Source organism: Legionella pelazae (genome assembly GCF_052527395.1).
Genome location: NZ_JBNVZS010000020.1, coordinates 22,671 through 30,074, shown reverse-complemented (window position 1 = coordinate 30,074; position 7,404 = coordinate 22,671). Strand labels below are relative to the sequence as shown.

Here is a 7,404-nt window from a genome sequence, read left to right as displayed (position 1 = left end):
TAAATTGGTGCCCAGGGCCGGAGTCGAACCGGCACGGAGTTTAACCTCCGAGGGATTTTAAGTCCCTTGCGTCTACCTGTTTCGCCACCTGGGCAGATTTTGAAGGCTGAGGCCGGAATCGAACCGGCGTACACGGCTTTGCAGGCCGCTGCATAACCACTCTGCCACACAGCCAAATATCAAGGCCGATTAAAAAAAAAGCGACCGTAGCTGTCGCTTAAATTTGGAGCGGGAAACGAGACTCGAACTCGCGACCCCAACCTTGGCAAGGTTGTGCTCTACCAACTGAGCTATTCCCGCGTCACTACGGGTTGCATTCTACCGAAATCTCTAACACTGTCAATAAGTAACTTCACTTTTTTTTGTTAATTCCGGCCAAGCAATTGTCAAGTAAATTACCATTGACCAAATTGTTAAAATCGCGGCTATATAAAGTGAAGCAAAACCTAAAACGCCCCACCAGGATGTAGCAGGGTCAAACGCAACTAATAAAACTAAAGCAACCATCTGAACGGTGGTTTTTACTTTACCTATATAGCTAACTGTCACACTGGCCCGTCTACCTATTTCAGCCATCCACTCCCGTAGGGCTGAAATGACAATCTCGCGGCCAACAATAATAATAGCAGGGAGCGTAATATAATTGATGTCTTTAGCGCCCACTAACAATAAGAGTGTGCTAGCAATGAGTAATTTATCAGCCACGGGATCAAGAAAAGCGCCAAATGGAGAAATCATCTTTAATTTGCGAGCAAAATAACCGTCAAGCCAGTCTGTAAAACTTGCAAAAGCAAATATAACAGCCGCTAAACCATGGGCCCAATCAAAAGGCAAATAAAAAACTACAATAAAAATAGGTATTAAAATAATGCGTATTAAAGTTAAAATATTCGGTAAACTGGTTAGCGGGTTCACGGCACCTCTCCTTTCTAAAGATCCCTTTCGATCTTAAGCATTAACTATTGCAAACAAGCTGACTACTTTTAAAAGCGTAAAATAATTTTTAATCATTAATTTTAATTTACACTGTTTTTACTCTAAATAACTATTTCAGTAAATAGGATGATGACAGAGTAGGTATAAATGGCATTCAGTCATAACTTACTTTTATTGCCCTTAATAATAACGAATATTAATAGCTTGTTATACCTCTCACCACTTAAGATACTGGATTTTTACTATTTCTTTTTGGTAAAAAAACCACTATCTTCAACGGCAAGAGGTATATTTAAATATTGAGCTAATTGTGAGTAGCTATTAAACACAGCTAAAGCACCTTTTCCAAGAAGCATATTAGAATGCTGTTGATGATAAAAATTTACTCCAATTGCATCCATTCCTATTGTTTTTGCCATTTCTATATCGCAAACTGAATCACCAATCATTACTGCATCATTAGCATCTATATTAAATTCTAATAAAATTTCTTCAAGCATCTGTGGACAAGGCTTAGGAGGCAACTGTCCTGCACAACGAACAACTTTAAAAAATGAATCTAAACCTGAATTTTGTAACGCCCGGTTAAGGCTAGTTTGACCTCTGTTACTTGCAATTGCTAGATAAATGCCCTTTTGATATAGCTGCTGTACAAACTCTTTAGAGCCCGGCATTAAGTAAACTGCATAAGGGCGATTAATCAAGGCATGTTGTACAGCTTTTAATAAATTTTCTTGCTCTGTTGAACCTAAATGTGGAAATAATTTCCTTATTGCATTTGCTAATCCTAATTCAGCAAATTGACGGGCTAGTTTTTGATCTAGTTCACCATAATCTAAGTGCTTAGCTTCACTAGCAATACAATCAAGTACTTGACCTAAGGTATCACTTAATGTGCCTTCCCAGTCAAATACTACTAAGCGATATTGCTTACTCATAACTTGTTAAACTCCGACACGCAATTGTTCTATAGTTTGCGTAAAACGATCATCTAATTTTGCCTTAAAGCAATGCAACTTGCCATTTAGAGTAAATCGAATTTCTCTGGCATGCAAATAAAGCCTTAATTTACCCTTAATGATACGTTCGTTTACAAGGGGTTTACCATATTTATCATCACCAATAATGGGATGGCCTAAAAAAGTACTATGGACCCTAATTTGATGGGTACGACCCGTTTTAGGCGTTACTTCTACCCAACAGGCCTGCTCGAAATTTTCAATTAATTTAAATGAAGTTTGTGAAGGTTTGCCTTGCTCATCAACAGTAACGACTCGCTCGCCTGACTTTAAAGTATTTTTGCAAAGATTAGCATTTACTATTAGTTGCTCCTTGCCTTGCCAAGGATGATTAAGTAAAGCCCAGTAGATTTTAATTACTTCATGGTTAGTTAAAGCCTCTTGAATGGCACGTAAAACACTTCTTTTTTTAGCAATTAACAAGCAACCAGATGTGTCGCGGTCTAGCCTATGCACTAGCTCAAGGTAATTTAAATCGCTACGCAGCTTTCTTAATGCTTCAATGACGCCAAGACTCAAACCACTTCCCCCATGAACAGCAATACCCGCCGGCTTATTAAGCACTAAAAGTCCATTATCTTCAAAAATAATTGCTTCTTTTAACTGTTGCTCAAGATGATTACCAACAAAAACAGGCTTTTGATTTGTAATGCGAATAGGCGGAATACGAATATAATCACCTTGTGCGAGCTTTAATGAAGGCTCGGCTCTCTTCTTGTTAACTCGTACTTCTCCTCCGCGGATAATACGATAAATATGACTTTTAGGAACGCCTTTTAAAATTTTTATTAGATAATTATCTAGCCGTTGCCCCTCATCATTAGCTTTAATAATCTGATATTGTACATCGCTCATTCTCAATAAACCTATTTGCTGTTGCTTTTTTTTTTGATAATATAAAGAGTCACAAGAATAATTCTTGTGACCGAATTATAACGCATAAATGATTAAAAATGTTTAGCTACCGATAATTAATCGGTAAAACTACTATAGAAAACGCGCTTCTCTTAGGTAAATGATATAAGGAAGCAACCAGTATTTAGAGCCCATTAAACGATAACCATGGCTCTCAGATACCTACGCATGTTAGACATATTTAATATGGAGCTTTATATAAGAGATTAAGTAATAACTTAATTTCAAGCAAAACACGCTATTTAAAGCTTAAGTTAATAAGAAATTATGCACCACACTGGTTGTGGTGACATGCGTATGGTCTGTCTTTAATAATAATATTGGACTGCTTAAAGATTATTTTTTGTATGCTTATAACATGTTAAATGGTAAGAGGCTTCCTAATTAAGTGAAAAAATGAATAGCTTTATACTGACATCTGCATTAACGCTTTCCTACTCCAGTAAATCTAATTTAGCTGGCTGCCTTGCTAAAACAAGGGTTCAAATTAAATTTCTGTGAGCAGTATGTAAGGCAAGATGGAGAATAACAGACTATAATAACTATTTATCTAGCCTTACCATTTAAACTTGATTGGTTACGCTATAGACAGCAAATCAATCTAGTTGAAAGACTGCTAGAGCATTATTAGGGTTTAAGACACTAGATAGAATGATTGAGTTTAAATACCAAGATAATGAAGACTAAAATTCATATTTAGCCAAATCTTAAGTAATGTAAACGTCAGAAATTAACAGGTCTAGCATACACTAATAGATAGCCTTCCACTGTCTTACTTAAGAGTTGTGCCCTTATTGGGGTTTGTAATGGAAAAAATGTTAATAAATGCAACTCAATCGGAGGAAATTAGAGTTGCTTTAGTTAAAGACAATCACTTATATGATTTAGATATTGATTGTCCTTCTGAGGTTAAAAAGAAAGGAAATATTTATAAAGCAGTTGTTACCCGCCGAGAACCTAGTCTTGATGCGGTATTTGTCGAATATGGCGCTAAAAGGCAGGGCTTTTTACCTCTTAAGGAAATTGCGCCGGAGTATTTGAGTAAAGATCCACAAAATTTTGGTGATGATAAGCCGCTTATTACGGCGCTTATTCGCGAAGGCCAAGAGTTATTAATTCAGGTGGATAAGGAAGAGCGAGGTAATAAGGGGGCCGCCTTAACAACCTTTATCACACTAGCGGGCTGCTACTTAGTCTTAATGCCTAACAATCCCAATTCAGGTGGTATATCACGTCGAATTGAAGGCGATGAAAGAGATGAATTGCGTGAAACGTTAAATGCTCTTCAACTGCCAGAAGGCATGGGCCTTATTATTCGTACCGCAGGTGTTGGCAAGGGCCAGGATGAATTACAAGCAGATTTAGATATGTTATGTAATCAATGGCAGGCAATTCGTCATGCCTACCATAATCAGATGGCTCCTTGTCTGATTCATCAAGAGGGTGATGTTATTATCCGCTCCATTCGCGATAACCTTCGTAAATCTATTTCTGAAATTATTATTGACGATCAAGTTTCCTACGTTAAAGCTAAACAGTATATTGAACAAGTTAAGCCTGATTTTCTGCCTAATGTTAAATTATACAATAATGCCATTCCTTTATTTAATTATTATCAAATTGAAAGCCAAATCGAAACAGCTTATCAACGTGAGGTACTTTTACCTTCTGGTGGATCACTGGTAATTGATAGGACAGAAGCCCTGGTATCAATTGATATTAATTCTGCTAAAGCCACCGGTGGCACTGATATAGAAGCCACCGCCTTAAATACTAATCTTGAAGCAGCTGATGAAATTGCCCGTCAATTACGCCTACGAGATTTAGGTGGGTTAATCGTTATTGATTTTATAGATATGGGCTCTGGTAAGAATCAACGAGATGTTGAAAATCGACTTAAGGAAGCACTTAAAGCTGACCGCGCACGTATTCAAATAGGTCGCATTTCCCGCTTTGGTCTATTAGAAATGTCCCGCCAGCGCTTACGCTTATCTTTAGGAGAAGCTGCACAAGAAATCTGCCCAAGATGTGAAGGGCGTGGTACGGTACGTAATATACAATCGCATAGTCTCTCTATTATTCGTTTAATTGAAGAGGAAGCTTTAAAAGATAAAACAGCAGAGGTTCACGTCCAACTCCCAGTAGAGATGGCAACATTCATTATGAATGAGAAGCGTGATTTCATCTTAAATATTGAGAAAAGACACAAAGTTTGTATATTAATTATTGCAAATCCTTATATGCAACGGCCGCAATATAGTATTACACGCTTAAAAGAAGATAATGTAGGTAAAAATAAAAAACCTAGTTATACCCTAATTCAACAGCCTGAATTAGATATGGCTCGTGCTAATGCTGACTCTGTTAAACAAGATGAGCCCGCCGTAAAAACCTTTACACCTCCACCACCAGCCAAAACGCCTACAGCAGGCTTTATTAAACGTTTATGGAGTAGTCTCTTTGGCCATACCGAAACAGCTGATAAAGTAGACCCTGATAATAAGGTCAATCAACAGCGCGTAAAGCCGAAACAATATAAAGGTCATGAAAAACGTAACCAGAATTCAAAACGTCGGCGGCCTAATAATAGTGGCCATAATAGCAATGTAAATCAACAGCAACGCCACTCTGGTGGGCAACGAAAAAAGGGTAACTCTAACCAACAGCAACAAAGTAACAGCAATCGGGTTATCCCTCTTAAACCAGATTTACTTAAAAAAAAAGAAGTAATGGTGAATAATAAGGAATCAGAAAATTAAAATGTAGTCAGTCATTTCTCCTTAAATTTTAATTGAAAATTTAAGGAGAGCGCTACTCTTTAATCCATTAAGACTAAAATAACGTGATTTCGCGATGAAAAGACAAAAATTCTTTTATGGCGCTAAATGTTATCTCCTAAAATGCGAGCATTTATACGGGATCTAGATTAAATTAGCTCTATGTCATCCCCGCGCGACATGGTTGCGTGGATAAGAAAAAGTAGTTACAGAGAGTAGTAGCCTGGGTGAAACGAAGTGAAACTCGGGTTTCGGCCCTATGGGCCTGCACCCAGGCTACTTATTCTTTTCTTAAATTTATCCACGCAACCATGCTTAAGAATGACGTTACTTAAGCAACAATTTCTAATCCTTTAATCCAGTGGCTATAGGCGTAATACCAATATTAGGATTTACACCGCAATCATCTAAAATCTTTAAAAGATTATTACCTCGACGCGTTAATCGCCTTATACAATAAATTTCTAAATAACTTTTTAGAATATAATAATATTCAGGTAGAGTAAGAATAGTTAATATTTTTTCCGCTCTTTCAATATGATGTGCATTATCATAGTCGCAAGCTTGAAATAAGACTGCACCAAGCATAGCAGCAAGACTTGCCTGACGGAGCCGATTAGCCTGATAAAAACGCTGCACTGCCTCATCGAGGGCGCGATCTTTGTCCCACTCTACCCAACTGTCATATACCATTAGCGATTTTTCAACAGCAAGTTCATTCTCATGTACTAATGATTGTAAAGCGTAAGTCACGGGAATGACAGCCTGAACATTTGCCCACGAGCAGTTACCACTAATTTGTGAACTAATAGGGATTTGCGTTGTTGGAATTAAGCCTAATTGTTGATTAATTGTTTGATGAAAGTAACGGCGCGGCTGCTTCTTATAAAGAAATTCTCGTAAAAAATTGATATTAAATACCTCGGGCCGACTAATTTTATAAATGTTAACACTTCCCTCTTTTAAGCTATTCTCTCCTCTATCAATTTTGGCCCACCACTCATAATACTTTATAAAACACATGGCATGGCCGCGACTTGCAGCAGGTAAGATAAGAAGTGGCGATTTAACTAATTGCTCTAAATGGCTACCTTGTTGATTCATATTAAAATGATGCTGTAATTTAAGTAATTCTCCCGCTATTTCAAAGGCGTCCATCGTATACTGAATATAGGGAAAATGTTCCCGTAAGTGGCGGGTTGAATAACTACTGATAAATCGTCGTAAGGAATCTTTAATCATTGCGACAGTAAATTCTAAAATAAATCCTTCAAAATCTAATTCAATGAATTCTTCTTCAGCAGTAACGATATCAATATCACCTTGTAATTCATAACGGTGACCTATTAACTTAGCATTAATAAAATCCAGTGCGAAATCGAGCTTAGCGCCATATTGATAAAGCAGGTGCTTTAAAGCATCTTGCCCTCTTAAAATAGGATAGACTAATACCGCCATTCCTGAGCTGGTATATGCATTTGGATTTGCTCCATGTTCGAGTAACAGTTTGGCAAGGTCCAGATCATTATTATCAACAGCCCAATGTAATGGCGTTCTGCCTGTCACATCAGGCTTATTGACTTGTACTCCTCGCGTTAGTAACTCTTTAGCAATCGGGGCTTGCCGCGTTATTGCACATTCAATTAAGGGTGTAAAACCATACTCATCGATGTCATCAAGCGTTTCACCTTCACGTATATAAAGATCAAAATCAGGCATGCGACATGAGATTATATCATTAGCAATGGTCATTTAAG

General features: G+C 37.5%; 4 protein-coding genes, 3 tRNA genes and 1 pseudogene. 1 reads left to right on the top strand and 7 read right to left on the bottom strand.

All coding sequences use genetic code 11. The features are described 5' to 3' along the window. Nucleotides 1-5: 5 nt before the first annotated feature. The 6 genes and pseudogenes from ACQUW5_RS14735 to ACQUW5_RS14710 all read right to left on the bottom strand — a co-directional run bounded on the left by ACQUW5_RS14735 (nt 6) and on the right by ACQUW5_RS14710 (nt 2,810). Nucleotides 6-94 (bottom strand) — tRNA-Leu (locus ACQUW5_RS14735). A 9-nt stretch (nt 95-103) separates the two neighbouring features. Further along, nucleotides 104-174: transfer RNA gene (locus ACQUW5_RS14730), tRNA-Cys, on the bottom strand. 50 nt (nt 175-224) lie between these two features. Beyond that, a tRNA-Gly gene (locus ACQUW5_RS14725) sits at nt 225-300 on the bottom strand. Nucleotides 301-339: 39 nt separating this feature from the next. Then, entirely contained in the window at nt 340-915 is a 576-nt protein-coding gene (gene pgsA / locus ACQUW5_RS14720) for a CDP-diacylglycerol--glycerol-3-phosphate 3-phosphatidyltransferase (protein ID WP_444992023.1), read from the bottom strand. Between the two features lie 263 nt (nt 916-1,178). Next, nucleotides 1,179-1,874: an HAD family hydrolase gene (locus ACQUW5_RS14715; RefSeq protein ID WP_444992022.1), complete on the bottom strand. Its 696-nt coding sequence runs from the start codon at nt 1,872-1,874 to the stop codon at nt 1,179-1,181. Then, nucleotides 1,867-2,810 (bottom strand): annotated as a pseudogene (locus tag ACQUW5_RS14710) (RluA family pseudouridine synthase). Before ACQUW5_RS14710 ends, ACQUW5_RS14715 begins: the two are co-directional and overlap by 8 nt. An 866-nt stretch (nt 2,811-3,676) precedes the next feature. Here ACQUW5_RS14710 and ACQUW5_RS14705 point away from each other — a divergent pair. Beyond that, nucleotides 3,677-5,629 (top strand): Rne/Rng family ribonuclease, encoded by a 1,953-nt coding sequence (locus ACQUW5_RS14705; RefSeq protein WP_444992021.1) that lies wholly within the window; start codon nt 3,677-3,679, stop codon nt 5,627-5,629. Between the two features lie 363 nt (nt 5,630-5,992). On the opposite strand, the gene ankH is transcribed toward ACQUW5_RS14705, so the two are convergent. Then, nucleotides 5,993-7,399: a Dot/Icm T4SS effector AnkH/LegA3 gene (gene ankH, locus ACQUW5_RS14700; RefSeq protein WP_444992020.1), complete on the bottom strand. Its 1,407-nt coding sequence runs from the start codon at nt 7,397-7,399 to the stop codon at nt 5,993-5,995. Between the last annotated feature and the right edge of the window lie 5 nt (nt 7,400-7,404).

What these genes read in the sequence shown, in the direction of transcription:
- ankH (WP_444992020.1), bottom strand. Translation starts at nt 7,399, where the DNA reads ATGACCATTGCTAATGATATAATCTCATGTCGCATGCCTGATTTTGAT.
- ACQUW5_RS14705 (WP_444992021.1), top strand. Translation starts at nt 3,677, where the DNA reads ATGGAAAAAATGTTAATAAATGCAACTCAATCGGAGGAAATTAGAGTT.
- ACQUW5_RS14715 (WP_444992022.1), bottom strand. Translation starts at nt 1,874, where the DNA reads ATGAGTAAGCAATATCGCTTAGTAGTATTTGACTGGGAAGGCACATTA.